A 23,617-nucleotide genomic window follows, 5' to 3' on the forward strand; every position below is an offset into this window, starting at 1 on the left:
TGCATGCATGGTTGATGATTCCTTTACAAAGGCGCGCTAGGGAAAGGGAAGGAGCGGCGGTCGGCATGGTTGTTCGCAAGAAACTGGTTGGACGGAAAACAGGCGCGCTCCTTGCTGCGCTCCTGTTGCTGGCTGTGCCGTCCAGTCTTCTTGCGCAGGACGTCGCCTCGCAAACTGCAACCATCGACGATCCCGTGGCGGCCATTGAGGCTCGCCGCGCCGCCACCCAGGCGGATTACGAACGCGCGCTCAGCGAGATCCAGCTTTCGGAAGAACGGAAAGCCGCCATTGCTGCCAGCATCGCGACGCTGAAGAAGGACAATGCGTCCATCACGGCGGCGTTGATCCAGGCTGCCAAAACCGAAAAGAAGCTGGCCGAAGATGTGGAAGAGATCAGCGTTCGGCTGATTGCGCTGCGCGGGCAGGAAGACGGCATCAAGGCTTCGCTTGCAGAACGCCGCGCGGTGCTTGCTGAGGTTCTCGGCGCTTTGCAGCGCATGGGCTTGAACCCGCCGCCGGCGATCCTTGTGAAGCCGGAAGATGCGCTTTCCTCCGTGCGTAGCGCGATCCTTCTTGGTGCCGTGGTGCCGGAAATGCGCAGTGAAACGGCCATGCTGCTCGCTGACCTGCGCGAGCGATCTCGCGTCGCCGCCTCCATCGAGGCCGAGCGCGGCCGGCTGACGCAAACGGCCAATGAACAGGTGGCGGAAAAGCGTCGCCTCGGCATGCTTCTGGAAGAAAAGCGTCGCCTTCAGGCGCAGTCGGAAACGGTTCTGGCGGCCGAACAAAAGCGTTCGGAGGAGCTCGCCGCGTCTGCGTCGTCCTTGCAGGACCTGATCGGCAAGCTTGAACAAGAAGGTCAAACCGCGCGGGCGAAGGCGGAAGCTGCGGCGGCTGCTGAAGCCGAGCGCCTGGCGCGGGCCGAAGCCCTGCTCGACCGGCCGGTGCCGGAAGCCAACCGTTTGGCGAGCATCCCCTTCGGCGCGCTGAAGAAGCAGGTCGCGCTGCCCGTCGCCGGGCGCCATGGCTCGCGCTTCGGCGACCCGGATGATAACGGCGGCGTGAAATTCGGAGACACCATTACAACACAATCGGGCGCGATTGTTACGGCACCAGCAGCCGGTAACGTGTTGTATGCAGGCGCCTTTCGTTCTTATGGTCAACTCTTGATCCTGGACGCGGGCGACGGTTATCATGTGGTTCTGGCGGGTATGGGCAGAATCAGCGTGACGCTTGGGCAGTCTGTGTTGGCAGGCGAGCCGATCGGAGCGATGAGCGAAACGAGGGTCGCCGGTCCTGTTTCGCTGAAGGACGGCAGCACCGGACCCGATCTTTATGTCGAGTTCCGGAAGGATGGGAAACCCGTTGACCCGGCCCCTTGGTGGTCGGAGCGGATCGCTGGAAGGACTGCAAATGATTCGTAAGCTGTCGCTGTTGTTCGCCGGCGCCCTGATGGGGGCATCGGCCATGAGCGTAGTCTACGGTGCGCCCGGCTCGACGGCCAACGCAGCTGGTTCGGAAACGTATCGACAACTCGCAATCTTCGGCGACATCTTCGAACGTGTTCGCGCCCAGTATGTCACGCCGCCGGACGACAAATCGCTGGTGGAAAATGCCATCAACGGCATGCTCACCTCGCTTGATCCTCATTCGTCGTATCTCAACCAGGATGCGGCGAAAGACATGCGCGTCCAGACCAAGGGCGAGTTTGGCGGGTTGGGCATCGAAGTCACGATGGAAAACGACCTGATCAAGGTCATCACCCCGATGGATGAAACGCCTGCTGCAAGGGCTGGCGTGTTGGCGGGCGATCTGATTGCCGAAATCGATGGCCAGGAAGTGCGGGGTCTGAGCCTCAACGAAGCCGTCGAAAAGATGCGCGGCCTTGTGAACACGCCGATCGACCTGACGCTGATCCGCGATGGCGCGACCGAGCCGATCAAGGTCACGATCATTCGCGACGTCATTAAGGTGAAGGCCGTGCGGTTCCGCGTCGAAGGCGATGTGGGCTACCTCAAGATCAACTCCTTCACGGAAAAGACCTATGACGACCTGCAAGCGGGTATCGAAGCCATTCGCAAGCAGGTCCCGGACGACCAGCTGAAGGGTTACGTGCTCGATCTGCGGCTCAACCCGGGTGGCCTGCTCGACCAGGCGGTGAGCGTGTCCGACACGTTCCTCGACCGCGGCGAGATCGTTTCCACCAGGGGTCGCGACCCGCAGGACGTGTCTCGGTTCGACGCCCGTCCCGGTGACTTCGTCAATGGCAAGCCGCTGATCGTGCTGGTCAATGGCGGATCGGCGAGTGCATCGGAGATCGTCGCCGGCGCCCTGCAGGACCATCGCCGTGCGACTGTGGTCGGCACCCAGTCCTTCGGCAAGGGATCAGTGCAAACCATCATCCCGCTGGCGGAAAACGGTGCACTGCGCTTGACCACGGCGCTGTATTACACGCCGGCTGGCAAGTCGATTCAGGGCAAGGGCATCACACCGGATATCAAGGTCGACCAACCTTTGCCGGATGAACTCAAGGGCCGCGACTTCAACCGTGGTGAGTCAGACCTGCGCGGACACATCAAGGGCGTCGAGGAAAGCGATGAGGGCTCCGGCTCCGCATCCTATGTTCCGCCGGAAGCCAAGGACGACATCCAGCTGCAGTATGCGCTGGATCTGGTTCGCGGTGCGAAGACGGATGCGGCTTTCCCGCCGAACCCGGACAAGGCCGTGATGAACCAGTAAGGTCGGCAGCCTCGAGCTTTGCAAACATCCGGCGGAAGCCTTTCCGCCGGATGTTTGATTCCAGGGGCAAATCAGATCAACGACGGCAGCGGGGGCGAGCGCGCGATGGAAAGCAACGGGTCACCAGCGCCGCGCGTGCGCGACATCGATCTTCCCCTCGGTATGAACGTGAACACACGCCCCAAACAGGCCGGATCGCGCCGGCTGCCTCCTGCTTCAACCGTGTTTTCGGCGCTCATTGTTGTGGCGATGCTCGGCACAGCCACGGCGATCGCCACGCGCGAGCGTCCGTTCCGTTTCCCGGAGCCGGTTGTTGTGTCTGTTCCGGTCGACGCCACAATCCAAGCCCCGCCGGAACCGGCCGGGACACCGACGGCGCCGTCGGCCGCCGGACCATCGATCATCCGGGCGGAAACGCCGAATACGCCGCCGCCAAGCGTCACCATCATCCGCGATCCCAGCCAAACCGTCCAGGACCAGCGCGTGGCGCACCTGCCGGATCGCAGCCTGATCGAGGAAAGCCCAGACGGGCCGCTTCCGAAGCGGGCTGAAAACGGTCGCCGGCCTTTTGATACCTATGCGCGGCCGTGGTCGGGTGCGCGGGGCGCCAAGATCGCCCTTGTAATTGGCGGGCTTGGCGTGTCGCAAACCGGGACGCAGGACGCCATCGCAAAGCTCCCCCCGGAAGTCACGCTGGCCTTTGCTTCGGGTGGAAACAGCCTGTCGCGCTGGATGCAGGCGGCCCGACAGGCCGGCCATGAACTCGTTCTGCAGGTGCCGCTGGAGCCGTTTGATTATCCCACCGTTGATCCCGGCCGTGGCACGCTGACTGTGGACGCCACCGCATCCGAGAACATCGCAAACCTTCATTCCGTTCTTGGCCGCATGACGAATTATGTGGGCCTCGTGAACTACATGGGCGCTCGCTTTGTTGCCGATGCCGATGCCCTGAAGCCTCTGATGGCCGAACTCGGCACGCGTGGCCTGATGTATCTTGACGATGGCACTTCCGCGCGCAGCGAAACAGAAGCCGTTTCCCAGGCGCATGGCGTGCCTTTCGCAGCCGCCGACACGCAGATCGACGGAACGCGGGAGCGCGGCGAAATCCTGAAGAAACTCGATGAGCTGGAGCGTACCGCCCGGGCGCAGGGTCAGGCGGTGGGCATCGGCTCGGCCTTCGACACGACGGTGGATGCCGTGGCGAGCTGGGTGGCGGAGGCCAAGAAGCGCGGCATCGAGATCGTTCCGATCAGCGCGGTCGCGCGTGATCCGGAGCGCCGCTAGAAAAGCAGCGAGCGATGCAACGCCACGCCGGCGCTCACCCCATCGGCGCTCGCCCAAGTGACACTGTGGGCGCCGCGCGCAATATCACCGGCAGCAAAGACGCCTGGCACTGAGGTCGCCTTCCATCCATCGGTTCGGATGATGCGCCCATGGGGCAGATCGTCCATGGCACAGCCGAGCTGCTCGGCCAAGTCACTGTTGGCGCGCATGCGCGGTGCCACAAACAAGGCGTCGATCTTGTTCACACGACCGTCCGCCATCTCGACCGCGGAAAGTTCGGTTCCTTTGCCGTGCAAGGCTGCGATCGGGGATGGCTCGATGTGCACGCCGTGGCCCGTGAGCTCGGCCGACATTATTGGATCGAGTTCGGCTCCGTTCAGGTAAAGCGTTGTCGGTCCCCAGTCGGTCACCAAATGCGCCTGGTGCGCCGACATCGGCGATGAATAGAGAACGCCGAGCTGCTTTCCTCCAAACTCGAAGCCGTGGCAGTAGGGACAGTGGATCACGGATCGGCCCCAGCGTTCTGCGAGCCCCCGAAGGTCCGGAAGGTCGTCCGAAATCCCGTAAGCCAGCACAAGGCGCAGCGCCTGAACTTCCTCGCCATCGTCCAGCTTGATCGCGAAACCGTCGCCTCTCGCCTCGGCCGACACGACACGGCCATCCACGAAGTCAACGGTTGGATAGGTCAGGACCTGCTTCCGGGCCGCCTGGAGGATCGCCTCCGGCTCGCTGCCGTCCTGCGTTAGAAAGCCGTGCGAATGCGCCGCGAAGCGATTGCGTGGCGAGCCCGCGTCGATCACGCGCACATTGCGGCGTGCTCGAGCGATATAGGTGGCGGCGGAAAGGCCCGCGAAACTACCGCCGATCACGATGGCATCAAGATGCATGAGCTGTCTCCAAATCGAACTGACCGCCTCGTTGCTTGAGGCGCCCATGGAAATCCGCGCTGAGCGCGGCAAGCGTGACGTCACCCAGTCGCGAAAGCAGCAGCGCCTCCGCATCTGCGAAGGCGCTGGACAGGGCCGCATTCACCGCCTGTTCCACCAGACACCCCGGCGACTCCGTGCGATTGCCGATCGCCAGCAGGGTAGGTTGGCCGACCGCATCGTAGATGTCGCGGAGCGTGACCTCCTCCAGGTCGCAGGCCAGCATCCAGCCGCCGCCATGGCCCTTCTCGGATGTGACGTACCCTTCATCCCGCAGGCCTGCCATGATCCGACGGATCACTGCGGGGTTGGTGCTCATCGCCGTCGCCAAGCGCTCGGACGTGATCGATTCCGACTGTTCCGCCATGTGGAGGAGCACGTGAAGGATGCCCGAAAGCTTGCTGTCGCGTTTCATGTAACTTCAATTAGTACATGAAATTGGTCGCGTCAAGCAGGGTGTCTTTCAAGCCCGTTCCACTCGCTCTATGAAGCGCAAAACGGAGTGCCACCGCCATGTCGAAGAAGTCCACGGTTTCCCCCGAAAGCCTGCCCTATCGTCCCTGCGTCGGCGTCATGGTGCTGAACAAGGCCGGCAAGGTCTGGGCGGGGCGTCGCATTCCGGAAGAAGACGGCGAGATGGCCGGCACGGACAGGCTGTGGCAGATGCCGCAAGGCGGCATTGACGCGGGCGAGGACCCGCTGCCGGCCGCCTTGCGAGAAGTCTATGAAGAAACGGGAATGAAAAGCCTGGATCTCATGGCGGAAGCGCCGCACTGGATCAACTACGACTTGCCACCGCATCTGGTGGGCGTGGCGTTCAAGGGGCGCTTTCGCGGCCAAACGCAGCGCTGGTTTGCTTTCCGATTCACCGGCGACGAAAGCGAGATCCAGGTCAACCCGCCGCCGGGCGGTCACACACCGGAGTTCGATGCCTGGGCCTGGAAGGACATGGCGGAGCTGCCGGATCTGATCGTGCCCTTCAAGCGCTCGGTTTACCTGCAGGTGGTGGAGGTTTTCCGCACCCTCGCCAACCAGCCCGCCGGTTGATCACGCGCCGTTCTCGACTGCTTTTGGCTGCGGTTCGCCGGATGATCGGCAGTAGGTCTGGTATTGCTGAACGAGGTAGTCGTACACCGTCTTGATCCTCGGCGTGCGGCGGAGGTCTTCATGCGTCACGATCCAGATCGGCAGCTCATGCACGACGGTCTCGGGGAGCACCGGCACCAGGTCTGCGTGGCGCAAGCCGACCGGGCGCTGCAGGACACCGATGCCAAGACCTGAGCGGATGGCGGTGAACTGCGCCGGGTGGCTGTCGGTGCGCAGCCCGAACGCCTGCCGCCCCACCTTCGGAGCGAAGGCTTCCACCACTGCGAGATCTGCTTGCGCCCGATCGGGACCGATCAGGTCGTGCTGTGTCAGCTCTTCGGGGGATTGCGGCAATCCCTTGCGGGCGACGTAGTCGACATGCGCAAAGAAGCTCAGCGGCACTGTGCCGACCTGACGCGCCACAAGGGCGGCCTGCTTGGGCCGGTTCATGCGAATGGCGATGTCCGCTTCCTGACCCAGGAGGTCGACCAGACTGTTGGATATCGCCAGTTCCATTGCAAGCTTCGGGTGCGCTTGGCGGAGGTCGCGAAGCATTGGCGGCAGGACAAAGGTCCCCATGAAGTCCGAGGCACTGAGCCGGATCGACCCGGTCAATGTTCCGGGCTGGCCAGAAGCGCTCCGGAAAAAGGCTTCCGAAGCCAGATGCATGGTTCTGACATGCGCCGCAAGTTCGCGGGCCTGCTCCGTCGGGATCAGCCCGTTGGGTGCACGGATGAACAAGGCTGTGCCAGTGGCATGTTCCAGCGCTTCGATGCGGTGGCGCACGGTTGGCTGGGTCAGCCGAAGCTGGCGCGCAGCCGCTGACAGGCTGCCCGTTTCCACCACGGCAAGGAAGGCTTGCTGGTCACCCCATGCGGCCATGGCCGAATGCCTCTCGCTGATCGTTTTTCTTTAAGCAGTTCGGCAGCTTTCATCAATTCCTTGTTGGCCGGAGAGCGATCATCCTTTTTGGACGAAATGGAGATCGATCATGGCTGAGAAAGCAAGAACAGCTCTGGTGCTTGGCGCCACGGGTGGCGTCGGCGGTGCAGTAACAAGGGCGCTGCTCGCAGATGGGTGGGAGGTTTGCGCCTTGGTGCGAGATCCCAAAACAACTGTGCTTAGCTGGCGCGGGCAACAACCCCGTTGGATTGCAGGGGATGCGATGGAGGCCGACGCTGTGCTTCGCGCGGCGGAGGGCGTGGGTGTCATGTTCCATGGGGTAAACCCGCCCGGCTACCGCGATTGGGACAAGCTCGTGCTGCCGATGATCGACAACACCATTGCCGCCGCAATCGCCAACAACGCTCGCATCGTCCTGCCGGGCACCATCTACAATTTCAATCCCGAGCAGGTCGCGGTGATCAACGAAGACAGCCCGCAGCAGCCCTCAAGCCGCAAGGGCAAGATCCGCCGGGAGATGGAGCATCGCCTGGAGCGAGCTTCCGCGACAACGCCGGTGCTGATCCTGCGCGCTGGTGACTTCTTCGGCGCGGATGCCCGACAAAGCTGGTTTACCCAGGCGATGGCGCCCGGCGGAGCGCCGCTGAAGCGCATCCTAAAACCGGTGGTTGGCCGCAGCGGGCATGCCTGGGCTTACCTGCCGGATCTTGCGAGCACCTTTGTGCAACTCATGAACATGGGCAGTGCCCTGCGGCCCTTTGAACGGGTGCAGTTCGAGGGGGTGTGGGACGCCGACGGCACAATGATGGTGGAAGCGATCCGGAGTGTCGTGGCCAAGCGAATGCCGGTGTGGGGCTTTCCCTGGTGGGCGATGGGCCTTGCGGCGCCGTTCGGCGGCTTCCCTCGGGAAGCCTGGGAACTGCGCACTCATTGGCAGCATTCCATGCGGCTCGACAACCAGCGGCTCCTTGCCCTCCTCGGGAAAGAACCTCGCACGCCGCTGCTCCAAGCGGTCCACGCAACGCTTGTTGGCACTGGCGCACTGCCTCAAGACGCGCCGTCGCACCAAGCTTTGCTGGCCGCCTGAGGCTCCGCTCAGTCTTTCGCAGTCGCCTCGACAAGCGCTTCCCCGACGCGCTTGGGGCCGGGGAAGTAATCCCACTCGTGAATGTGGGGGTAGGGCGTGTCCCACCCCGTGACCCGCAGAACAGGCTTTTCCAAGTGGTAGAAGCAGCGCTCCTGCACCTGAGCGGCGAGTTCGGCGCCGAAGCCTGAGGTGCGGGTTGCTTCGTGGATCACCACGCAGCGACCGGTCTTTTCCACCGACTGCACGATCGTATCGATATCGAGCGGCACGAGCGTGCGGAGATCAATGATCTCGGCGTCAATCCCGGTGTCTTGCGCCGCCGCTTCCGCGACATGCACCATGGTGCCGTAGGCCAGAACCGTCACGGCACTGCCTTCCCGGCGCACCACGGCCTTGCCGATGGGGACGGTGTAATGCTCGTCCGGCACGTCCGACAGCGGGTGCTTTGACCAGGGCACGACCGGGCGATCGTAGTGGCCATCGAACGGGCCGTTGTACAACCGCTTGGGTTCCAGGAAGATCACCGGATCCTCGTCCTCGATGGCCGCGATCAGGAGGCCTTTTGCATCGTGGGGGTTCGACGGGATCACCGTTTTCAAACCGGCCACATGGGTGAACAGCGCTTCCGGGCTTTGGCTGTGCGTTTGCGCGCCGAAGATGCCGCCGCCGCAAGGCATGCGCACCACCATCGATGCCGTGAAGTCATTGGCCGAGCGGAAGCGCAGGCGCGCCGCTTCCGACACGATCTGGTCGTAGGCAGGGTACATGTAATCGGCAAATTGGATCTCGGCGATCGGCCGCAGTCCATAGGCGGCCATGCCAACGGCGGCACCGACAATGCCCGTTTCGGAGATCGGCGTATCAAAGCAGCGCGAGGCGCCATACTTCTTCTGCAAACCTTCCGTGCAGCGGAATACGCCGCCAAAGAAGCCGACGTCCTCGCCGAAAACAACCACCCGCTCGTCGCGCTCCATGGACACATCCATGGCGCTGCGGATCGCTTCAATCATGGTCCTGCTTGGCATGGATCAGTATCCCAGCTGCTGGCGCTGTTCGCGCAGGTGGCGTGGCATGTCCTTGTATACATCCTCGAACATGGTGGCAGGCGACAGGCGCGGTCCATCATGCAAGGTGCCGAGCGCACGGGCTTCCGAAGCTGCAGCAGACATTTCCGCATCAAGTTCGGCGGCAAGCTGGACGGATCGTTCTTCGCTCCACTCGCCGGTGCGGATCAGGTGCGTTTTCAGGCGTTCGATGGGGTCGCCCAGCGGCCAGCCTTTTTCTTCCGCCTTGGAGCGGTATTTCGAAGGGTCATCGGAGGTGGAATGCGGCGCAACGCGGTAGGTCACCCACTCAATCATGGTCGGCCCGAGATTGCGACGCGCCCGTTCGGCGGCCCATTCGGATGCGGCGCGCACGGCGAGGTAGTCATTGCCATCAACGCGCAGCGCCGGAATGGCGTAGCCATGGGCACGGGCTGCAAAGGTGGTCTTCTCGCCACCAGCGATCGACTGCGGCGAGGAGATCGCCCACTGGTTGTTGACGACGTTGAGGATCACCGGCGGCTGATAAACCGAGGCAAAAACCAGCGCCGCGTGGAAATCGCTTTCCGCAGTGGAGCCGTCGCCAATCCAGGCCGCCGCGATCTTGGTGTCATTGCGGATGGCGGATGCCATCGCCCAGCCGACTGCCTGGATATATTGCGTGCCGAGATTGCCCGAGATCGAGAAGAAGCCTGCTTCGCGAGCCGAGTACATCACCGGCAGCTGGCGGCCCTTCATGCGGTCGGCCGAGTTCGACAAGATCTGGTTCATCATGTCCACGACCGGCCAGTCCTGGGCGATCAGGAGGCCCTGCTGGCGATAGGTCGGGAAGTTCATGTCGCCCTTCCGGAGCGCCGACTGGAAGGCACAAGCGACCGCTTCCTCGCCCGTGCACTGCATGTAGAAGGAGGTCATGCCCTGGCGCTGCATCTTCATCATGCGGCTGTCAAAGGCCCGCGTCTTCATCATCGCGCGCAGGCCGTTGCGCTTGGTCTCGACGTCGAGCTCAGGTGCCCATTCCCCGACCGCGTTGCCGTCGTCATCAAGGACGCGGATCAGCTCGAAGGCGAGGTCGCGTATCTCGCGCGGATCGACGTCCACTGGCGGCCGACGCACTGCGCCTGCGGCTGAAAAGGGGAGCGATGAGCTTTGCCGTCCACCCTCCTCGGTGGGGGGCGCGGGAACATGCAGCGAAAGCGGGGTATGTTCGGCCATGGCAACTCTCCTCCAGCGCCGCGGGATCGACCGCCCGCTATTTCTTAGATGGCCCGCGGGTAGCGAACGTCGAGATGGGCGGGTATGGTTCGGCGCGCATCCTATCCTGCCGTGACAAGCAGAACTTCCCTTTTCATCCTCAACATGGCAGGCACACCGAAGCATTTGCCCGAGGAGTGGAGCCATGCCAGAACAATCTTCTGCCCGCGGACGTCGCCGCAGCAGCCTCGACGCCACGGACCGCCGCATCCTTTCGGCCCTGATCGCCGACGGGCGCCTCACCAACAGCGATCTTGCCGAAAAAGTCGGCCTTTCGCCATCGCCCTGCTGGAGCCGCGTCAAACGGCTTGAAGCGGACGGCATCATCGAGCGCTACGTGGCCGTTCTCGACCATGCGGCCATCGGCTTGCGCGACATCGTCTTCGTGGAAGTGTCGCTTGCCAAGCACGACACCCAAATCCTCGAGCGCTTCGGCCAAGCGATCGCGCGCATCCCGGAAGTGATCGAAGCCAATCTGGTGACCGGCGAATACGACTACCTGATCAAGGTGGCGGTGGCCGATACTGCCGACTACGAACGCTTCCTGCGCGAACACCTCTACAAGATCGAGGGCATTCGCCAAACGCGCTCGACCTTTTCCTTGCGGGCGCTGAAGCGGGCAGTGTCTGTCGATCCGCTGCTGTTCACGGAGAAGTAGGCGAAAACGAAAAGGGCTCCCGCAAGGAGCCCTTTCAGTGGGTGGTCAGGCCGCAGCCTGATATTTGGCGATGATCGCCTCGCCCATTTCGGTCGTGCCGACTTGGCGCATGCCGTCCGACATGATGTCGCCGGTGCGCAGACCGTCTTCCAGAACTGCCGCAATGGCCGTCTCGAGGCGGTCGGCTTCCGCCGTCATCTCGAAAGAATAGCGCAGGCACATCGCGAAGGACGCGATCATGGCGATCGGGTTGGCGATGCCCTTGCCGGCGATGTCCGGCGCCGAGCCATGCACCGGCTCGTAAAGAGCCTTGCGCTTGCCGGTTTTTGGGTCCGGCGCGCCGAGCGAGGCGGACGGCAGCATGCCGAGAGAGCCCGTGAGCATGGCAGCCACGTCCGAAAGCATGTCGCCGAACAGATTGTCGCAGACAATCACGTCGAACTGCTTGGGCCAGCGCACGAGCTGCATGCCGCCCGCATCGGCGAGCATATGATCGAGCTTTACATCCGAGTACCGCGCCTTGTGGGTTGCGGTCACGACCTCATTCCACAGCACGCCGGACTTCATGACGTTGCGCTTTTCCATGGAGGTGACGTGGTTCTTGCGGGTGCGGGCAAGCTCAAACGCCACGCCGGCGATGCGCTCAATTTCGAACGTGTCATAAACCTGCGTATCGATCGCGCGCTTCTGGCCATTGCCGAGATCGGTGATCGTTTTCGGCTCGCCGAAATAAACGCCGCCGGTGAGTTCGCGCAGGATCAAGATATCCAGGCCCTCGATCACCTCCTGCTTCAGCGAAGAGGAGGAGGCGAGCGCCGGGTAGCAGATCGCCGGGCGCAGGTTGGCGAACAAATCCATGTCCTTGCGCAACCGCAGCAGCCCGGCTTCGGGGCGAACCTCATAGGGCACGCCGTCCCACTTCGGACCGCCGACGGCGCCAAACAGCACCGCGTCCGCAGCCATGGCCCTCGCGACGTCCGCTTCGGCGATTGCTGCGCCATGCGCGTCATAGGCGCAGCCGCCGACCAGCGCTTCTTCGGTCTCGAAGGTTACGCTGCCGGTCTTGTTCATGACCGCGATGAGCTTCTTGACCTCCGCCATGGCTTCGGGGCCGATGCCGTCGCCGGCGAGAAGAAGAAGCTTGTGCGTGGTCATGAGAGGATGTCCTTGGTTCGGCGGGATGGATGTTTGCTAGCGGGCAGGGCTGCGCGACGCAAGGGCAGGCTGCACGTCACAAAAGACACAATTCGAATTCCGTCCAGCGGGTACGACTTCGGCACGAGCTTTCCGGGTGTGACGCGGGATAGATAAAGAGATCTCCTGGGCCGGCGTCCTGCTTGCCTCGACGGGCGGCAACCTCATCCGGATTGCGGCGCGCGGAATGAACCAGCCGGAACTCTTTGGCACCGGCTTCTGTCAACAGGAAGTCGAGGATCTGCTGCTTCTCGAGATCTGTTTCGCTTTCGATGTCGCGGTAGACCTTTCCCGACCATCCGCCATTGGCCAGCAGCGCGTTCACCTGCTCGCGCGCGATGTGGATTGCGGTCCGCTCCGCATCTTTTGGCCCTTGCCTGCCTGCGAGAACCACATCAGCGGCCTGTGCCGCCAGAACGGTGGTCGCAAGAAGAAGTGCCAAGGCGCCGGGCCGTTTGATGCTGCCGACCATCAGTCCGGCGAGTAAGATCAGGCTGTAGGCGAGCGGCGTGCCGAAGCGGCCGGCGGCGCGGAAGCGACCGTAGAGCGGCTCGAGAAAGTCAGGCACAGGCAGCGACAGAAGAACGCTTCCGGCCACACGAAGGCTGAAAACCAGGCCGAAAAGATAAAGGATCATGCCCGCCAGCAAGAGAAGCCGAAGTCGGCGGCTGCGGAGGTGGTGCCAGACGCGCACCCGGTAATCTTTGGAAGCCGCGTAGCACGCAGAACCGCAGAGCAAGGCGAGCCAGGCTCCAGCTCCCAAGAAGATGAAGCTGTCGCCTTGTGCTTCCACGAGAGGGAAAAGCGGCGGAAACACACCCCACCCAAAGCTTTGAGCCAGCGCGAGAATGTCGAGGCTGAACGGCTTCGCGCTGCCCAGCCGCGTGTCAAAGCCTGCAAAGGCGCCGATGATCCAAAGCAGCAAGGCCGGGAAGGCGAAAACCAGAAGCGTTGCGGCGTAGCGTCGTTGCGCCAACAGGAAAACGAGGATGATCGATGCTGCCATCGCCCCGAGGTAACCGTGCGACCAAGTCGCGAAGGCCAACGCGGGGAGGAACTCCCACCGACGCGCCGCTGACGCACCATCCCGCTTGCTCTTGAGCGGAACCGCTGTCATCGCCCACAACACGACCCAATGGGAAGAGAGCGCCACGTGCTGGGGCCCGATCAAGCGCACCGGCATGATCAGGCAGAATACAAGCAGGCCGGTGATCAGCCACCTCGTGAGGGGTGTTTCGCTTATGCTTCCCGCCAGTCGAGCGGCAAACAAGGCGAACAGGAGAAAGTTGATCAGAACGATGTCGTGCAGCGACGGTGCTGGCAGCCCGAGGCCGTGCAAGCCTTTCGCTGCCAGAGCGTACCAGGGTGCGCCATCGCTGAAGAAAATATTGACGCCGCCGAAATGCGGATTGGCGCCGAGCGGCCAATGCCAGCCATCCCGCGCAAAGAATTGGAAGGCCGCCGCGGCATTGGCATAGTCGCTCACACCAACAAGATCGCCCCGCAGGATCGCCAACGGGGAGCCGAGTGCAAGCCAGGCCGCTACGATGCCAAGGAAAAGGGCTCCAACAGGTTGGAGCCCAGTCCCATGCGCAAGCTTAGGGAGCGGATTTCCGTTTATAAGCGCCGCCCATGCTTGGTCGCATCAAACCTTGAGGGTAGGCGCTCACGCCCAAGGGCGGGCTGCGGCGTTCTGCTGCTCGAAGGCGGCAATTGCCGCGCTTTTCTGAAGCGTGAGGCCGATGTCATCGAGACCATTCAACAGGCAGTGACGCTTGAAATCGTCAAGGTCGAAGCTGATCACGCCGCCATCCGGGCCGCTGATGGTCTTTGCTTCCAGATCAACCGTCAGCGTGGCGTTGGCGCCGCGCGAAGCGTCGTCCAGCAGCTTCTCTAGATCTTCCGGGCTGACCGTGATCGGCAAGATGCCGTTCTTGAAGCAGTTGTTGTAGAAGATGTCGGCAAAGCTGGTGGAGATCACGCAGCGAATACCGTAGTCGAGGAGCGCCCAAGGGGCATGCTCGCGCGACGAGCCGCAGCCGAAATTGTCGCCGGCCACCAGGATCTGCGCATTGCGGTAGGCGGGCTTGTTGAGAACAAAGTCCGGATTCTCAGAACCGTCTTCCTTGAAGCGCATTTCGGCGAAAAGGCCTTTTCTCAGGCCGGTCCGCTCAATCGTCTTCAGATAGTCCTTCGGGATGATCATGTCCGTGTCGATGTTGACGATCGGCAGCGGTGCGGCCACGCCCGTGAGCTTGGTGAACTTGTCCATGATCCTCTCCCTTCGAAACGTTCGATGCGTACCCGCTGTTACGGCTGCCTTAGCAGAGCCGTCCGCAACTGAAAAGCGGCGCAGGAAGCGCCGCTGTTTTCAGATCCTGCAAATAGTTGGATGGCGCGTCAAACGTGGCGCTCCACCATCATCTTCTTGATCTCGGCAATGGCCTTTGCGGGGTTCAGACCCTTCGGGCACGTTTGCGCGCAGTTCATGATGGTGTGGCAGCGATAAAGCCGGAACGGATCTTCCAGATTGTCGAGACGCTCGCCGGTTGCCTCATCTCTGGAGTCGATCAACCAGCGATAGGCCTGCAGGAGCACCGCCGGGCCAAGGTAACGGTCGCCGTTCCACCAATAGCTCGGGCATGAGGTCTGGCAGCAGAAGCACAGGATGCACTCATAAAGACCATCGAGCTTCTGGCGGTCCTCATGGCTTTGCAGCCATTCCTTCGCCGGCTCCGGCGAAACCGTCTTGAGGTATGGCTCGATGGAGGTGAGCTGCGCGTAAGGAACCGTCAGATCAGGAACGAGGTCCTTTACGACCGGCATATGCGGCAGTGGGTAGATCTTCACCGCACCAGTGATGTCATCGGCGCCCTTGGTGCAGGCCAGCGTGTTCGAACCGTCGATGTTCATGGCGCAGGACCCGCAAATGCCTTCGCGGCAGGAGCGGCGCAGCGTCAGCGTGGGGTCAATGTTGTTCTTGATCCACAACAGCGCGTCGAGCACCATCGGGCCGCAATCGTCGGCGTCGACAAAATAGGTGTCGATGGACGGATTCTGCCCATCATCGGGCGACCAGCGGTAGATCTTGTATTCCCGCAGATTCGTGGCGCCCGCAGGTTTCGGCCAGGTCTTCCCCGTGCGGATTTGCGAGTTCTTGGGAAGGGTAAGTTCAACCATGACCTTTTCCGATCAATACACGCGCGCCTTCGGCGCAATCTTGGCGAGGTCGATGCCGCCGTCTTCCTGCTTCAACAGCGGTTCCGTATGAACCGGGCGATAGCTCAGGTTTACCGTGCCGTCGGCATCGAGATGCGCGAGGGTGTGCACCCGCCAATTGGCGTCGTCGCGCGACGAGAAATCCTCGCGGGCGTGCGCCCCGCGGCTCTCCTTGCGCGCTTCGGCGCCGTAGACCGTACAGATGGCGTTGGCCATCAGGTTTTCCAACTCCAGTGTTTCCACGAGGTCGGAATTCCAGATCATGGAACGGTCGGTGACCCTGACGTCCGGCAGCTCCTTCCAGATCGCGGAGATGCGGCGACAGCCGTTTTCCAGCGACTCTTGCGTCCGGAACACGGCTGCGTCTTCCTGCATGGCGCGCTGCATCTTTTCGCGCAGCTGAGCTGTCGGCGCGCTGCCGTTGGCATGGCGCAGGCGATCAAAACGCGTCATGATCTTGTCGACGGAAGCCGCATTGGGCGAGGGAATTGCCGCTTCGCGGTCAACGACCTGTCCTGCACGGATTGCAGCGGCGCGGCCGAACACAACAAGGTCGATCAGCGAGTTCGAGCCGAGGCGGTTGGCGCCATGCACCGATGCGCAGCCCGCTTCGCCGACCGCCATCAAGCCGGGCGTGACCCGGTCCGGGTTGTCGGGGCTCGGGTTCAGCACTTCACCCCAATAATTCGTGGGAATGCCGCCCATGTTGTAATGCACCGTCGGCAGAACCGGGATCGGCTCCTTGGTGACGTCCACGCCGGCAAAGATCTTGGCGCTCTCGGAGATGCCCGGCAGCCGCTCGTGCAGAACGGCCGGATCCAGGTGATCAAGGTGCAAGAAGATGTGGTCCTTGTTCTTGCCCACGCCGCGGCCCTCGCGGATCTCCATGGTCATGCAGCGCGAAACGACGTCGCGGGACGCCAGATCCTTGGCCGAAGGGGCGTAGCGCTCCATGAAGCGCTCGCCTTCCGAATTCACGAGATAGCCCCCTTCGCCGCGTGCGCCTTCGGTGATGAGGCAGCCCGCGCCATAGATGCCGGTCGGGTGGAACTGCACGAATTCCATGTCCTGGAGCGGCAGGCCCGCGCGGGCGACCATGCCGCCACCGTCGCCGGTGCAGGTGTGGGCGGAGGTTGCCGAGAAGTACGCGCGACCATAGCCGCCCGTCGCCAGCACAACCATTTTGGCGGAAAAGCGATGGATCTTGCCATCGTCGAGGTTCCAGGCAACGACGCCCGTGCAGGTGCCGTCCGGATCCATGATCAGGTCGAGCGCGAAATACTCGATGAAGAACTGCGCGTTGTGCTTGATGGACTGGCCATAAAGCGTGTGCAGGATGGCATGGCCGGTGCGGTCGGCGGCAGCGCAGGTGCGCTGCACGGGGGGACCATCACCATAGTTCATCATGTGGCCACCGAACGGCCGCTGGTAGATCTTGCCTTCTTCGGTGCGCGAGAACGGCACGCCGTAGTGCTCAAGCTCGTAAACGGCGGCCGGCGCTTCGCGCGCCAGATATTCCATGGCGTCGACGTCGCCCAGCCAGTCGGAGCCCTTCACTGTGTCGTAAAGGTGCCACTGCCAGGAGTCCGGTCCCATGTTCTGCAGGGACGCGGCGATGCCACCCTGAGCCGCAACCGTATGCGAGCGGGTGGGAAACACCTTGGTTATACAGGCCGTTTTCAGGCCCTGTTCGGCCATGCCCAGCGTGGCGCGTAGTCCGGCGCCGCCAGCGCCAACAACAACGACATCAAACTTGTGGTCAACGAACTGGTAGGCGGGGGACGTTTGTGCTGTCGCCATGAGCGCGTCAGCCTCCGAATGCGATCTTGAGAAGGGAAAATACGCAGGTGGCGCCGATCAGAACGGCGAAGAAGCTGTTCAGCATCATCAAGGCCACCTTCAACAGCTCGCTGTGAATGTAGTCCGACACCACTTCCTGCATTCCGAGCCGCATATGTTCCAGGCTGATCAGGATGAACAGGATCACCGGAACGAAGATCAGCGGGTTGGCGAGCGTGGCACGCGCTTCAAGGAAGCTGGTGCCAGCCAGCGACAAAAGCAGGCCGATCACGAAAAGCGACAAGGGCACCAGCGCCACAGAGGTGACGCGAACTGCCCAGAAATGGCTGGTGCCGCTGCGGGTGGAGCCCAGTCCGCGAACCTTGCGAAGAGGCGTGCGCAATTCAACCATGGACTGTCACACCACCAAATAAAGCGCGACCCAGGTCAGCGCCGTGAGAACAAGGGAAGCAACCAGCGATGCCCAGGCGGTTTGGGTGGAAACATGCTTTTCCATGGCTACGCCGGTGTCCCAGAGCATGTGGCGCAGACCGCCAACCGTGTGCATGAACATCGCCCAGGTGAAGCCGATCAGCACGAGCTGGCCGAGGATCGATCCCATCACGGCGTTGGCCGTGTTGAACCAGTCTTCCGATGTTGCTGCAGCTACCAGCCACCAGGCCACCAGCAGAGTGCCGACATACAATGCGCCACCGGTGACGCGGTGAACGATCGACAGCGTCATCGTCACAGGCCAGCGGTAGATGGTGAGATGCGGCGAAAGTGGCCGCTTCGCGGCTGCAGTTGGTCGGCTCATGGCTCCCCCGGTTCGGACCGCGTGGTCGGAAAACCGGCACCGGCCCTACGGATTGCGACATTGGCTAAGGGGTCTCTTAGATCGCTTTTTGCAGCGCGTCAAAGCCCCGAACAACTGTTTGTTGCGCCATGGCGACGCAGTGTTTTTGCGGGTTGGGCAGGCCGATCAGCTTCAATCGATTAGTGCGCTGCGAGATGTATCAGGAGCGGCGGCAGTTCAGCGTCGGCTTGCCTGCCACCATGTAGAGAGCTTCGTCGTTTTCTATGACAATGGCCTGGCTTGAGCCGCCAAAGCGGGCGGTTTGCGCTGGGGGTGCGGCCGGCAGGTCGACCGAAACCCCATCCGTGCCGAGGATCCGCACGGCATCACCCAGGCTTTCGATGCTGATCGAGCCGTCTTCGCCGCAGCTGTAGGTCGCAAGGCGCGGCTGGGGCGCGGCTTGTTCGGTGACACTGACAGAAGCCGCACCCTCCGGTGCCGGTCCTCCGGACGGGGAGGTGCCGGCATTTTCAGGTGCGACACAGGACGAAAGGATGAGCATGCCCGCGAAAAGGGCAGCTCCGCGGGGGATCCGAGATCCGGGCAATCGATTCGCTTCCATTGGCATAGGCTTAACGTCGGCGCCGGGCCCGATCAACGCGCGGCGCGGTTAACCTGCGTCGAAAGCGATGATGTAGCTCGTCCAATCGGCCGGCGCGGCAATCTGCTCATAAAGCTTGCGGCCGTCATCGGGCTGGCGCGGCGCGTTCAACACCAGGCGGCTCCAGCCCCGCTCTTCCCCATGGTCGGCTAGGACGTCCACCATCGCTTTCGCAATGCCTTGGCCGCGAACATCCTGATGAACAAAGATGTGGTCGGCCTGTCCGTAGCGCAGACCGGTGATGGGCTCGGGCAGGTCGGTGAAGATCATGAAGCCGATCAGGCGGCCATTGATCTGCGCCCCGAGCACTTCCGCCGAACGGTCCTGCAGCAGCATCTCCGCGTAGTAGCTGTCTGGCCGTCGAGGTGCCCCGCGCTTCAGCGCCTGGGCATATGCCGCCAGCAGCGGGGCGAGTTCCTGCGCGTCCTTGAAGTGGAGGACGGCGATGTCTGTGGTGGTGCTTTGGCTCATGCAATCCAAGATGCGACATTAACCATAACTGTCAATTGCGTGGTGCGCGATGGAGCTGCGCACCGTGACTTTGGTTAAGGATTAGTTAATTAGTTGAGCAGGGAAACCTTGTTTCCGATGCTGGAGGCTTACATGCACACACGCTTCTTGCCCAAGATCACGGGTCTGCTCGGAGCCATGATGGTTGCGGCCGTTGTGTCGTCCCCGGCATTGGCCGGGGGCTTCGTTTACGATTCCATCCACGAGGACAGCTTCGGCAACCTCATTATCCAGAGCCCGAGCGGCTACAAGCGCGTGGTGGTCGGCAAGGGCTACCTGGCCGCCGAGCTGAACGCCGAACTGTTCGGTGAAGAGCAGCCGGTGGTTGCCTACGAGCCGCGCTACGACAATCGCCGCCACTACAATCCGCGCTGCAATCGCCAGCCGGTGCTGCTGCATGGTCGCAGCTACATGTACGGCCTGCCCGACAACGTTGTTCCAGTTCCAGCCGGCATCTGCCGCTGACAAAGGCGTGAGCCGCGACGCTGGCGCAGGCCCTGAAATGGTCATGATCGTCAGCGTCTCGTTAAGCTACCGTTAACCGTGGAGTTATGCAGCGCCCCATGCAGCAAGTTCAGACCGCCCGCCGTTTAAAGCACCAGATCGCCTCATTGGAAACGATGAGCCGCTTCGTGCTGGCGACGCTGGCGCTGGGGTCGGGCGTTTACACTTATCTCGGCGTGCGCAGCCTTCTGGACGGTTCCGCAACCGTGGTGTTCTTCGCGGCGCTGATCTATTCCGCTTCCGTGGCCGTCGCCATGTACGGCTTCTGGACCTACCTCCTGCGTTTCCTACCGGAAATGCGCGACGGCAGTTCGAGGCTGTCCCTGCTCGCCATCATGGCGCTTGGCATGGGCATGATCATCGCCATGTCGTCCTGGCTCAATGCAGCGGCGCTGGCCGGTTCGGCGGCCGTGGAACAGCATCTAGCGGTGACGCTGGAAGGCTACACCTCGGATCTCGACCAGGCGAACAGCAATGCCCTGGGTGCGCTGTCGCTCCTGCCGGACATCCAGCGTGCCGGCGAGCGGTTTTCCCGCCTTGCGGAAGACGAGCGCACCAGCGGTTCCCTGACCGGCACCACCGGTTCGGGTTCTGTTGTTCAGTTGTTGACGCAAATGGCCGCCCAGATGCGGGAACTGGAAGCGAGCATCCAGGCGTCCCGCGAAACGGTGGCGACCTTGTTTGCGGAAGGGCAAACACGGCTGGCCGAAATGCGTCGCCTTGTTTCTGCGCCCGGTGCCATTGCACCGCGCTCCGACGCCTTTGCCGAACAGGCGGTGATGCTGGCGGGCGTGATTTCCTCGCTCGAGCAAACGTCGATCGCACCGTCAGTAAGCCGGGCGGCCGCGGACCTGTCGGTTGGCTTCATCGCCCCGATCGCCGATGGTGCGGATCCTAATCTGGCGGGGCGGCAGGACATCGTGATGAACACGATTCGCCAATCCGTTGGCGCCCAGTCGCAGGCCTTGTCAGACGCGGCAGCGGAGATCCTGGCGCAACCGCGCGTCGCCGAGCGGCGCTACGTTCCGCTGACGGCCGCCGAAGCGGTGCTGCGTTATGCCGGTGATTTCATTCCGAGCTGGGCCGGTGCGATCTCCATCGACCTTTTGCCGGCGGTGCTGGTGGGCATCCTGTGCGTGGTTCATTCCGCAGCCCGGCGCGGCGAGGACCTGATGGAAAACGCCGACCGGATCAGCGCAGCCGACATGATGCGCTCGATCGAACTGCATCAGGCCCTGATGGCGCGACAGCAGGTTGCAACCTCGTCGCCTCCACCGCCAGCCGCCGATCCGCTACCGAAGGTCGCTGCTGCGGAAAACGTCACGCCCCTCACCATCAACGAACGCAAGCGCGGTGAACCATGAGCGATTCCAGTCTGCATGGCGATGTTCAGCGCGAGGCGTCACGGGAGCGTCCCAGCCTTCTTATGCGGTACTTCCGGCGCTTCGATGAAGGCGAGGTGATGCGCTGGGCTTTCCGCGGCCTCCTGATCGGCGCGATCGCGGTTCTTGTGCTCGACCTGCGCGAACTATCTGAAAGCAACGGCTTCCTGCCGAGCCTTTCGGCTTTGCCGGGGCATTCGGCCGAGCCGATCTTGCCGCCGATGCCGGACGGCGCTTATCCCGACAATGCCACGCGTGACCCCCGCAGTGACGTCACAACTAAAGAGGCGCTGCTCGAACAGGAGATGCGCTTTTCCCTGGAAGGAGATGGCCGACTCAAAGCTGTGGGCCGCATCGGACAGGGCAGTGCAGACCGCCTTGCCGAGGAACTGGAAGAACGCGGCGAGTATGTCCAAACCATCGTGATCGATTCCCCCGGTGGTGCGCTCGAGGACGCGATCGCCATGGGACGTCTCGTGCGGGAAAAAGGGTTTGCAACCGAAGTTCAGGATGGCAGCATCTGCGCTTCGTCGTGCCCGCTCTTTTTTGCCGGTGGAACGGAGCGAACGGCGGGAAAAAAGGCTGCCCTCGGACTGCACCAGTTCTACGCAATGGAGGGCAGTTCAAGCAACGCAGCGGCGGCCCTGTCCAGTGCGCAGGCCACAACGGCCAAGATCAGCCGTTACCTGATCGACATGGGCGTGGACGCCACGCTGTGGCTGCACGCCCTCGATACGCCGCCGCAGCGTTTGTATTATCTCACGCCCGACCAGCAGGCGCAGTACAGGCTGGTTACGGGATCGGGTAGCCTGGCGGCGGCCGAAACTAGGCCGAAAGGCTAAGCCGCCGAGCGGCTCCCATCTACTACGGTTCGGTCAGGCGCGGCGGGCGCGAAAGGTGCGGCCGCTGGTGGGCGCGCTTTGGCCGCCGACCACGGCGGGCGCAACGCGAACGCCATCGCGGCCCGCGGCCTTGGCATGATAAAGCGCAGCGTCGGCACGCGCCATGAGATCGAGAAGGTTTTCGCCTTCCTGCCGCTCCGCGACACCGAAACTGGCGGTGAAGCGCTGTTCGGATGGCGTGCCTGCAATCATCGAAGACGCGAAATCCGACCGGATCTCTTCGGCAAACAGCCTCGCGGCTGGCAGGTTTGTTCCCGGCAACACGATCGCAAACTCCTCGCCACCTACGCGGCCAATCACGGGGCGGCTGCTTGTTGCGGCTTGTGTCAGCTGGTCCGCGAAGGTGGTGATTACGAGGTCGCCCACCGCGTGGCCATAAGTGTCGTTGATCGCCTTGAAGTGATCGAGATCGCAGAGAACGAGGGTAAGTGGCAGGCGCGAATTGTCGTTGAAGCGCAGGATCGGCTCCAGCCGTTCCTCAAAGCCGCGCCGGTTCAGCACGCCCGTCAGGGAGTCGGTTTCCGATCGCTTCATGAAGGTGGCCAGGAGGTCGCGCATGATCACCACCATGGCCGCAAGTGCGATTGCGATGGAGAAGAAGGCGCTGGTTGTTTGTGAAAACAGCGCATAGGTGGTGGCCATGTAATCATTGGCGGTGGAGCCGACGCTGCCAAGTGCCAAGCCGATCAAGGGCTTAGCCAGAAAATGCAAACCGCTCCCGGCGATCAGGGCTGCGAGACCGTAGTCCAGTTTCTGCTTTCGGGGCGCGGTTAGGATCAGATACGCGCCGATCAACTGCAGCAGTGCGTAGGGCAACTGATAAAGAAGCATCGGCAGCAAAGCCAGGTGGGGCTGGCCGCCATGGATGAGGATCGTGGCGAGCGCATAGGTCAGAAGCAGCGCCAAGAGGAAGCCCGGCACGGGACGGTCGTATTTGCGCGCAAGCCCGACGTTAAAGGTGGCAAGCGCGAAGGCGAAGGCCATATAGGCGCCTATGATGGGGAAGTTGCCGTCCGACACAACGGCGACAATGAATTCAAGACTGACGTAAACGAAGCCGAGCACATAGCTCAGGGACATCCAGCGCGAAGCCGTGGCGCTCCGGTCATAGGCCGCCATCAACAGGAACACCGACGCCAGAAGCGCAGCGGTGGTTAGGTTGATGGCCAGGATGAAGCCGCCGCCGCTCATGTTCTTCAGGTTCCGGTCGCAGAACTCGACTTCTATGGCGATGCCCCGAAGTTTCGGTTAACACGGCGGGTAAGAAGTTGGCGGAACCGCTTGCGAAAACATCGCGTTGTCGCGCTGTTTACAGCGGCTCTGCCTCTTCAAGGCGAGCAAAAGGAGTTCAGAATGGCTGAGACGATCACCTTGACCGATCACGAAGCGATCCGCGATTGGGCGGCGGCACGGATGGGAACCCCCGCCGTTGTGGATATTTCACCCGCCGCAGGAACCCAGCCAATGCTGCGTTTGGTGTTCGATCAGAGGGCTTATCTGGACACGGACCAGGCAGAACGGCCTGTGAATGCCGGCGGCCTCGAGCTGGTTGAATGGGATGAATGGTTCAAAATCTTCGAGGAAAGCGAGCTGGCTTTGGTCGTTTCGGCCGATGTTCCGGGGCAGCGGGACAGCTTCCACGAACTCATTCGGCGCGACGAAACGGGCAAGTAGCAGCACCCGTTCGTTG

The 23,617-nt window shown here is 62.5% G+C and carries 25 protein-coding genes; 10 read left to right on the top strand and 15 right to left on the bottom strand.

What is annotated here, in order from left to right; genetic code table 11:
• Positions 1-65: 65 nt before the first annotated feature.
• The 3 genes from J5Y06_RS03610 (at position 66) to J5Y06_RS03620 (ending at position 4,023) form a co-directional block, all read left to right on the top strand.
• Complete coding sequence (locus J5Y06_RS03610; protein ID WP_209333720.1) at positions 66-1,424, top strand: murein hydrolase activator EnvC family protein; 1,359 nt, start codon at positions 66-68, stop codon at positions 1,422-1,424.
• Positions 1,414-2,739: a S41 family peptidase gene (locus J5Y06_RS03615; protein ID WP_209333721.1), complete on the top strand. Its 1,326-nt coding sequence runs from the start codon at positions 1,414-1,416 to the stop codon at positions 2,737-2,739. The genes J5Y06_RS03610 and J5Y06_RS03615 overlap by 11 nt, the downstream gene beginning before the upstream one ends.
• Positions 2,740-2,844: 105 nt before the next feature.
• Positions 2,845-4,023: a divergent polysaccharide deacetylase family protein gene (locus tag J5Y06_RS03620; RefSeq protein WP_209333722.1), complete on the top strand. Its 1,179-nt coding sequence runs from the start codon at positions 2,845-2,847 to the stop codon at positions 4,021-4,023.
• On the opposite strand, the gene J5Y06_RS03625 is transcribed toward J5Y06_RS03620, so the two are convergent.
• Both J5Y06_RS03625 and J5Y06_RS03630 read right to left on the bottom strand, forming a co-directional pair.
• On the bottom strand, positions 4,020-4,910 hold the full coding sequence (locus J5Y06_RS03625; protein WP_209333723.1) for an NAD(P)/FAD-dependent oxidoreductase: 891 nt from the start codon (positions 4,908-4,910) through the stop codon (positions 4,020-4,022). The genes J5Y06_RS03620 and J5Y06_RS03625 overlap by 4 nt on opposite strands.
• Positions 4,900-5,364: an RrF2 family transcriptional regulator gene (locus J5Y06_RS03630; protein WP_209333724.1), complete on the bottom strand. Its 465-nt coding sequence runs from the start codon at positions 5,362-5,364 to the stop codon at positions 4,900-4,902. The genes J5Y06_RS03625 and J5Y06_RS03630 overlap by 11 nt, the downstream gene beginning before the upstream one ends.
• Before the next feature lie 98 nt (positions 5,365-5,462).
• Between J5Y06_RS03630 and J5Y06_RS03635 the strand changes: the two genes are divergently transcribed.
• Positions 5,463-5,996 (top strand): RNA pyrophosphohydrolase, encoded by a 534-nt coding sequence (locus tag J5Y06_RS03635; RefSeq protein ID WP_209333725.1) that lies wholly within the window; start codon positions 5,463-5,465, stop codon positions 5,994-5,996.
• On the opposite strand, the gene J5Y06_RS03640 is transcribed toward J5Y06_RS03635, so the two are convergent.
• Positions 5,997-6,917, bottom strand: coding sequence for a LysR family transcriptional regulator (locus J5Y06_RS03640; protein WP_209333726.1), 921 nt, complete (start codon positions 6,915-6,917; stop codon positions 5,997-5,999). It abuts the gene before it with no gap.
• 109 nt (positions 6,918-7,026) lie between these two features.
• On the opposite strand from J5Y06_RS03640, the gene J5Y06_RS03645 reads away from it, so the two are divergent.
• Entirely contained in the window at positions 7,027-8,025 is a 999-nt protein-coding gene (locus tag J5Y06_RS03645; RefSeq protein ID WP_209333727.1) for an NAD(P)H-binding protein, read from the top strand.
• A gap of 8 nt (positions 8,026-8,033) precedes the next feature.
• On the opposite strand, the gene J5Y06_RS03650 is transcribed toward J5Y06_RS03645, so the two are convergent.
• A complete protein-coding gene (locus J5Y06_RS03650) occupies positions 8,034-9,050 on the bottom strand; it encodes an alpha-ketoacid dehydrogenase subunit beta (protein WP_209333728.1) in 1,017 nt (338 codons plus the stop codon).
• A gap of 3 nt (positions 9,051-9,053) precedes the next feature.
• The gene (locus J5Y06_RS03655) at positions 9,054-10,283 is read right to left on the bottom strand and encodes a thiamine pyrophosphate-dependent dehydrogenase E1 component subunit alpha (protein ID WP_209333729.1); all 1,230 of its coding nucleotides are present in this window, start codon (positions 10,281-10,283) and stop codon (positions 9,054-9,056) included.
• A gap of 184 nt (positions 10,284-10,467) precedes the next feature.
• Here J5Y06_RS03655 and J5Y06_RS03660 point away from each other — a divergent pair, with 184 nt between their 5' ends.
• Entirely contained in the window at positions 10,468-10,980 is a 513-nt protein-coding gene (locus J5Y06_RS03660) for an Lrp/AsnC family transcriptional regulator (protein WP_209333730.1), read from the top strand.
• Positions 10,981-11,025: 45 nt separating this feature from the next.
• On the opposite strand, the gene leuB is transcribed toward J5Y06_RS03660, so the two are convergent.
• From leuB to J5Y06_RS03705, 9 genes are all read right to left on the bottom strand, one after another.
• Positions 11,026-12,135, bottom strand: a complete 1,110-nt coding sequence (leuB, locus tag J5Y06_RS03665; protein ID WP_209333731.1) for a 3-isopropylmalate dehydrogenase — start codon at positions 12,133-12,135, stop codon at positions 11,026-11,028.
• A 76-nt stretch (positions 12,136-12,211) separates the two neighbouring features.
• Positions 12,212-13,795: a DUF6311 domain-containing protein gene (locus J5Y06_RS03670; RefSeq protein WP_483414785.1), complete on the bottom strand. Its 1,584-nt coding sequence runs from the start codon at positions 13,793-13,795 to the stop codon at positions 12,212-12,214.
• Positions 13,796-13,840: 45 nt separating this feature from the next.
• Positions 13,841-14,446 carry a 3-isopropylmalate dehydratase small subunit gene (gene leuD / locus J5Y06_RS03675; RefSeq protein ID WP_209333733.1) on the bottom strand — a complete coding sequence of 202 codons (606 nt, stop codon included), beginning with the start codon at positions 14,444-14,446 and terminating at the stop codon, positions 13,841-13,843.
• Between the two features lie 128 nt (positions 14,447-14,574).
• Positions 14,575-15,354: a succinate dehydrogenase iron-sulfur subunit gene (locus J5Y06_RS03680; RefSeq protein ID WP_209333734.1), complete on the bottom strand. Its 780-nt coding sequence runs from the start codon at positions 15,352-15,354 to the stop codon at positions 14,575-14,577.
• 12 nt (positions 15,355-15,366) lie between these two features.
• The gene (sdhA, locus tag J5Y06_RS03685) at positions 15,367-17,193 is read right to left on the bottom strand and encodes a succinate dehydrogenase flavoprotein subunit (protein ID WP_209333735.1); all 1,827 of its coding nucleotides are present in this window, start codon (positions 17,191-17,193) and stop codon (positions 15,367-15,369) included.
• A 7-nt stretch (positions 17,194-17,200) separates the two neighbouring features.
• The gene (gene sdhD / locus J5Y06_RS03690; protein WP_209333736.1) at positions 17,201-17,584 is read right to left on the bottom strand and encodes a succinate dehydrogenase, hydrophobic membrane anchor protein; all 384 of its coding nucleotides are present in this window, start codon (positions 17,582-17,584) and stop codon (positions 17,201-17,203) included.
• Positions 17,585-17,590: 6 nt separating this feature from the next.
• Positions 17,591-17,989, bottom strand: coding sequence for a succinate dehydrogenase, cytochrome b556 subunit (sdhC, locus tag J5Y06_RS03695; protein ID WP_209333737.1), 399 nt, complete (start codon positions 17,987-17,989; stop codon positions 17,591-17,593).
• 199 nt (positions 17,990-18,188) lie between these two features.
• Entirely contained in the window at positions 18,189-18,575 is a 387-nt protein-coding gene (locus J5Y06_RS03700; protein ID WP_209333738.1) for a hypothetical protein, read from the bottom strand.
• Positions 18,576-18,638: 63 nt separating this feature from the next.
• The gene (locus J5Y06_RS03705) at positions 18,639-19,100 is read right to left on the bottom strand and encodes a GNAT family N-acetyltransferase (RefSeq protein ID WP_209333739.1); all 462 of its coding nucleotides are present in this window, start codon (positions 19,098-19,100) and stop codon (positions 18,639-18,641) included.
• A gap of 132 nt (positions 19,101-19,232) precedes the next feature.
• On the opposite strand from J5Y06_RS03705, the gene J5Y06_RS03710 reads away from it, so the two are divergent.
• The 3 genes from J5Y06_RS03710 (at position 19,233) to J5Y06_RS03720 (ending at position 21,867) form a co-directional block, all read left to right on the top strand.
• Positions 19,233-19,604 (top strand): hypothetical protein, encoded by a 372-nt coding sequence (locus J5Y06_RS03710; protein ID WP_209333740.1) that lies wholly within the window; start codon positions 19,233-19,235, stop codon positions 19,602-19,604.
• A gap of 98 nt (positions 19,605-19,702) precedes the next feature.
• A complete protein-coding gene (locus J5Y06_RS03715; protein WP_209333741.1) occupies positions 19,703-21,007 on the top strand; it encodes a hypothetical protein in 1,305 nt (434 codons plus the stop codon).
• Positions 21,004-21,867: a COG3904 family protein gene (locus tag J5Y06_RS03720; protein ID WP_209333742.1), complete on the top strand. Its 864-nt coding sequence runs from the start codon at positions 21,004-21,006 to the stop codon at positions 21,865-21,867. Before J5Y06_RS03715 ends, J5Y06_RS03720 begins: the two co-directional genes overlap by 4 nt.
• A gap of 33 nt (positions 21,868-21,900) precedes the next feature.
• Here the strand turns inward: J5Y06_RS03720 and J5Y06_RS03725 are convergent, their stop codons facing one another.
• Positions 21,901-23,118 (bottom strand): GGDEF domain-containing protein, encoded by a 1,218-nt coding sequence (locus tag J5Y06_RS03725; RefSeq protein WP_209333743.1) that lies wholly within the window; start codon positions 23,116-23,118, stop codon positions 21,901-21,903.
• Between the two features lie 162 nt (positions 23,119-23,280).
• Between J5Y06_RS03725 and J5Y06_RS03730 the strand changes: the two genes are divergently transcribed.
• On the top strand, positions 23,281-23,601 hold the full coding sequence (locus tag J5Y06_RS03730) for a hypothetical protein (protein ID WP_209333744.1): 321 nt from the start codon (positions 23,281-23,283) through the stop codon (positions 23,599-23,601).
• Positions 23,602-23,617: the final 16 nt, after the last annotated feature.

This window comes from Tianweitania sediminis, assembly GCF_017813335.1.
Taxonomy (GTDB): Bacteria; Pseudomonadota; Alphaproteobacteria; order Rhizobiales; family Rhizobiaceae; genus Tianweitania; species Tianweitania sediminis.

What these genes read in the sequence shown, in the direction of transcription:
- J5Y06_RS03610 (WP_209333720.1), top strand. Translation starts at nt 66, where the DNA reads ATGGTTGTTCGCAAGAAACTGGTTGGACGGAAAACAGGCGCGCTCCTT.
- J5Y06_RS03615 (WP_209333721.1), top strand. Translation starts at nt 1,414, where the DNA reads ATGATTCGTAAGCTGTCGCTGTTGTTCGCCGGCGCCCTGATGGGGGCA.
- J5Y06_RS03620 (WP_209333722.1), top strand. Translation starts at nt 2,845, where the DNA reads ATGGAAAGCAACGGGTCACCAGCGCCGCGCGTGCGCGACATCGATCTT.
- J5Y06_RS03625 (WP_209333723.1), bottom strand. Translation starts at nt 4,910, where the DNA reads ATGCATCTTGATGCCATCGTGATCGGCGGTAGTTTCGCGGGCCTTTCC.
- J5Y06_RS03630 (WP_209333724.1), bottom strand. Translation starts at nt 5,364, where the DNA reads ATGAAACGCGACAGCAAGCTTTCGGGCATCCTTCACGTGCTCCTCCAC.
- J5Y06_RS03635 (WP_209333725.1), top strand. Translation starts at nt 5,463, where the DNA reads ATGTCGAAGAAGTCCACGGTTTCCCCCGAAAGCCTGCCCTATCGTCCC.
- J5Y06_RS03640 (WP_209333726.1), bottom strand. Translation starts at nt 6,917, where the DNA reads ATGGCCGCATGGGGTGACCAGCAAGCCTTCCTTGCCGTGGTGGAAACG.
- J5Y06_RS03645 (WP_209333727.1), top strand. Translation starts at nt 7,027, where the DNA reads ATGGCTGAGAAAGCAAGAACAGCTCTGGTGCTTGGCGCCACGGGTGGC.
- J5Y06_RS03650 (WP_209333728.1), bottom strand. Translation starts at nt 9,050, where the DNA reads ATGCCAAGCAGGACCATGATTGAAGCGATCCGCAGCGCCATGGATGTG.
- J5Y06_RS03655 (WP_209333729.1), bottom strand. Translation starts at nt 10,283, where the DNA reads ATGGCCGAACATACCCCGCTTTCGCTGCATGTTCCCGCGCCCCCCACC.
- J5Y06_RS03660 (WP_209333730.1), top strand. Translation starts at nt 10,468, where the DNA reads ATGCCAGAACAATCTTCTGCCCGCGGACGTCGCCGCAGCAGCCTCGAC.
- leuB (WP_209333731.1), bottom strand. Translation starts at nt 12,135, where the DNA reads ATGACCACGCACAAGCTTCTTCTTCTCGCCGGCGACGGCATCGGCCCC.
- leuD (WP_209333733.1), bottom strand. Translation starts at nt 14,446, where the DNA reads ATGGACAAGTTCACCAAGCTCACGGGCGTGGCCGCACCGCTGCCGATC.
- J5Y06_RS03680 (WP_209333734.1), bottom strand. Translation starts at nt 15,354, where the DNA reads ATGGTTGAACTTACCCTTCCCAAGAACTCGCAAATCCGCACGGGGAAG.
- sdhA (WP_209333735.1), bottom strand. Translation starts at nt 17,193, where the DNA reads ATGGCGACAGCACAAACGTCCCCCGCCTACCAGTTCGTTGACCACAAG.
- sdhD (WP_209333736.1), bottom strand. Translation starts at nt 17,584, where the DNA reads ATGGTTGAATTGCGCACGCCTCTTCGCAAGGTTCGCGGACTGGGCTCC.
- sdhC (WP_209333737.1), bottom strand. Translation starts at nt 17,989, where the DNA reads ATGAGCCGACCAACTGCAGCCGCGAAGCGGCCACTTTCGCCGCATCTC.
- J5Y06_RS03705 (WP_209333739.1), bottom strand. Translation starts at nt 19,100, where the DNA reads ATGAGCCAAAGCACCACCACAGACATCGCCGTCCTCCACTTCAAGGAC.
- J5Y06_RS03710 (WP_209333740.1), top strand. Translation starts at nt 19,233, where the DNA reads ATGCACACACGCTTCTTGCCCAAGATCACGGGTCTGCTCGGAGCCATG.
- J5Y06_RS03715 (WP_209333741.1), top strand. Translation starts at nt 19,703, where the DNA reads ATGCAGCAAGTTCAGACCGCCCGCCGTTTAAAGCACCAGATCGCCTCA.
- J5Y06_RS03720 (WP_209333742.1), top strand. Translation starts at nt 21,004, where the DNA reads ATGAGCGATTCCAGTCTGCATGGCGATGTTCAGCGCGAGGCGTCACGG.
- J5Y06_RS03725 (WP_209333743.1), bottom strand. Translation starts at nt 23,118, where the DNA reads ATGAGCGGCGGCGGCTTCATCCTGGCCATCAACCTAACCACCGCTGCG.
- J5Y06_RS03730 (WP_209333744.1), top strand. Translation starts at nt 23,281, where the DNA reads ATGGCTGAGACGATCACCTTGACCGATCACGAAGCGATCCGCGATTGG.